At 42.1% G+C, this 3900-nt stretch carries 2 protein-coding genes and 1 pseudogene; all 3 read right to left on the bottom strand.

Annotated elements, in window-relative coordinates:
- Positions 1 to 624 precede the first annotated feature (624 nt).
- Positions 625 to 927: a hypothetical protein gene (locus tag O9324_RS16310; protein ID WP_002790995.1), complete on the bottom strand. Its 303-nt coding sequence runs from the start codon at positions 925 to 927 to the stop codon at positions 625 to 627.
- Between the two features lie 180 nt (positions 928 to 1107).
- Entirely contained in the window at positions 1108 to 3630 is a 2523-nt protein-coding gene (locus O9324_RS16305) for a glycogen/starch/alpha-glucan phosphorylase (RefSeq protein WP_288140723.1), read from the bottom strand.
- A gap of 198 nt (positions 3631 to 3828) precedes the next feature.
- Positions 3829 to 3900, bottom strand: a pseudogene (locus O9324_RS16300) (RNA-binding protein); the annotation flags it as partial.

The raw sequence follows: 3900 nt of genomic DNA, 5'->3' as shown, positions 1-3900 counted from the left end.
TTCAATCATTCTCAATCATAGTTTAGACATTGGATTGTCTAAAAACAACCCAATCATAGTCGCTCATTCAATCATTCTCATCATAGTTTAGACATTGGATTGTCTAAAAACAACCCAATCATAGTCGCTCATTCAATCATTATAATCATAGTTTAGACATTAGATTGTCTAAAAACAACCCAATCATAGTCCATCATTCAATCATTCTCATCATAGTTTAGACATTGGATTGTCTAAAAACAACCCAATCATAGTCGCTCATTCAATCATGATAATCATAGTTTAGACATTGGATTGTCTAAAAACAACCCAATCATAGTCGCTCATTCAATCATTATAATCATAGTTTAGACATTAGATTGTCTAAAAACAACCCAATCATAGTCGCTCATTCAATCATGATAATCATAGTTTAGACATTGGATTGTCTAAAAACAACCCAATCATAGTCCATCATTCAATCATGATAATCATAGTTTAGACATTGGATTGTCTAAAAACAACCCAATCATAGTCGCTCATTCAATCATTATAATCATAGTTTAGACATTGGATTGTCTAAAAACAACCCAATCATAGTCGATCATTCAATCACTCTCAATCATAGTTTAGACGGTATTGCAATTAAGGATTACCCGAAATAACAAACCTACCCACTGCCACTAAAAACCCTCCTACCGCCGTAATTAAAATACCAATTAATGTCCAAATTTGAGCCTGTTGTGAACCTTTAATTGCCTTAACATCTTCCCTAACCGCATTGATTTCTCCTCGTAGGGAATTAATCTCCACCTTTAATACCTGTCTTTCCCCCTTAGCTTCTGTTAACTCAATTTTGATGTCTGTAACATCTTTTTGTAAATTCTCTAATTTGTGATTAATTTGGGCTAAAATTTCCCCTAGGTTTTGTTCAATTATTACTGACATTTCTATTTTTCCTCATAATCAAAAAGCTCCCCGCATCATTCACCCTAAAACTCAAAATTGTTAAGCCAGTTTTTGGATAGCAAAGAATAATAAATTTCATCGTTTTCACCAAGCATTTTTGGGGCTACGGTTCCAAAATTCGGGCTAGTCAAAGACTAAACCCGAACTTGACCGAGTTTTTTAATCCTCTAAACTAATCTTGACCGGATTAACTTTCCAAATCTCTTGACAATACTCCCAGATTGTGCGATCGCTAGAGAATTTGGCCATACGAACCGAGTTAAGAATCGACATCCGCGTCCACTTGTCTCGATCGCGATAAGCTTCACTTACCTGTTCCTGACAATCAGCGTAGGATTGATAATCAGCTAAAAGCATATACTGGTCATCGTAGAGGAGAGAATCAACGATCGGCCTGAATAATTCTGGGTCACCATGGCTAAAATAACCACTCTTAATTCGATCGATTACTCCCTTCAATTCGCGATTATTTTTGTAATAGCTCATCGGTTCATAACCGTGTGCTTTCTTAGCATAAACTTCTTCTGCTGTCAAGCCAAAAAGGAAGAAATTTTCTGCCCCTGCTTCCTCGCGAATTTCGATATTAGCGCCGTCCAGAGTCCCAATGGTGAGGGAGCCATTCATGGCAAACTTCATGTTACCAGTTCCAGAAGCTTCCTTACCCGCCGTAGAAATCTGTTCGGAAAGATCCGCCGCCGGATAGATGCGTTGACCCAAAGAAACGTTAAAGTTAGACAGGAAAACCACTTTTAAACGACCTCTGACATCAGGATCCTTATTCACAATTTCAGCCACAGCATTAGTTAACTTAATAATTAACTTCGCCATAAAGTAACCGGGGGCTGCCTTACCACCAAAGATAAAAGTGCGCGGTACAATATCGATCTGAGGGTTCTGTTTAATGCGATTGTAAAGGGCGATAATGTGCAGAACTGCCAGATGTTGGCGTTTGTATTCGTGAATCCGTTTTACCTGCACATCGAAAATCGAATTAACATCCACCTCGATATTGCGGGTTTTCAGCATATAAGCCGCTAAATCGGCCTTATTCGCCTGTTTAATTTCATACCAACGCTGACGAAATTCAGGATCATCAAGGTATTGTTCCAGTTTTCGCAATTCCTTCAGGTCTTTTAACCAATTATCGCCGATTTTTTCGGTAAATAGTGCCGATAATTGGGGGTTGCTCAATAAAATCCACCGGCGCGGGGTGACACCATTGGTTTTATTGTAGAATTTTTCTGGCCAGAGCATGGCAAACTCTTTCAGGGTGTCTTTTTGCAGTAACTCGGTGTGTAAAGCGGCAACTCCGTTAATCGAGTGACTACCCACACAGGCTAAATTAGCCATGCGAATTTGTTTATTACCCCAACCAGCTTCTTCAACTATCGACAATTTGCCCAATAATTCCTCGTTATCGGGAAACCAAGTCCGCACATCGTCGAGGAAAAAGTGATTGATCAGGTAGATAATTTCTAGATGTCGGGGCAGCAATTTCCCGAGCAGATCCGCCGACCAACGTTCTAGGGCTTCCGGCAATAGGGTATGATTGGTATAAGCGAAGGTTTTTTGGGTAATTGTCCAAGCTTTTGACCATTCTAAGCCGTTTTCATCCACTAACAAACGCATTAACTCAGCGATCGCAATGGCGGGGTGAGTGTCGTTCAGTTGAATAGCGGCGGTTTCGTGGAAATTTTGCAGATTTTTGTGGCTTTTTAGGTGAATGCGAATTAAATCTTGCAGGGAAGCGGCCACAAAAAAGTATTGTTGGGCCAGACGTAATTCGCGACCGGCGGGGGTGTTATCGTTGGGATAAAGGACTTTAGAAATGGTTTCCGCGTCCATTTTTTCAGCCACGGATTGATCGTATAACCCGGCGTTAAAAGCCTCAAAATTAAACGATTCACTCGCTTCTGCTTTCCAGAGACGCAAAGCGTTCACCGTGTTGGTTTTGTAACCCGGGACGGGGGTATCGTGGGGAATGGCTAAAACCCGACGTTCCGGCAGCCATTGTACCCGTTCCTGTCCCTTATCATCGTGATAGATTTCCGTCCGTCCCCCCAGTTTTACTTCCACACTTTCATCGGGACGGGGTAATTCCCAAGGATTGCCGAAGCGTAGCCAGTTATCGGGGATTTCCACCTGCCAACCGTTTTGGATCATTTGATGGAAAATGCCAAATTCGTAGCGGATACCGTAACCGATGGCGGGAATTTCCAGGGAAGCCAGAGAATCAAGGAAACAAGCCGCTAAACGCCCTAAACCGCCGTTTCCGAGGCCGGGATCTGGTTCCTGTTCGATAATTTCCTCAAAATCAAGACCTAATTCCTCGATCGTGTCTTTCATTAGGTCATAAATACCCAAATTAGCCAGATTATTACCTAAATACCGCCCCATGAGAAATTCGGCCGAGAAATAGCAGACGAGTTTAACTTTTTCTTGTTTGTAGGTGTCGGTGGATTTCAGAAAACGACGCAGCAGGCGATCGCGAACGGTGTAGGCAAGGGCGACATAGTAATTGTAGGGACTAGCATTAGTGCGGTTAACCCCTTGCAAATAAAATAGATTGTCCAGAAAAGCCCGTTTTAGGGTTTCGGGACTCATGCCCGTGCGATCATCTTCAACTAAAGTGGGGCATTGAAGTGCTTCAGGCCCATCAGCTAGGGTATAGGTTGTCTCCATGGGTTTTTGTTGTCCATATATTCGGGAGTCGATCGCCGATCAGACCTGATGACGATATCCTTTATAGTTTACTTGTTACCTTTTGGAGAGACTCAGACATTTAGATTTCTATTGGTTTTGAGGGGAGCAGCGATCGCAATTGCCGACAAAAAAAGGGTGAACCCTGTCCACCCTCCCACAATTATTCACAAAAAAAGCTTAATAGCGTTTTTTTCTGTCACCACCACCACCATTGAAGGGCGCACGCTCTTCACGATCGCGGGCCTCGTT

Origin of the sequence: Microcystis sp. LE19-84.1B, from assembly GCF_027531875.1 — a bacterium.
Classification (GTDB): Bacteria; Cyanobacteriota; Cyanobacteriia; order Cyanobacteriales; family Microcystaceae; genus Microcystis; species Microcystis panniformis.
Note: the sequence above shows the minus strand (reverse complement) of the source record. Positions and strands in the feature narration are given on the sequence as shown.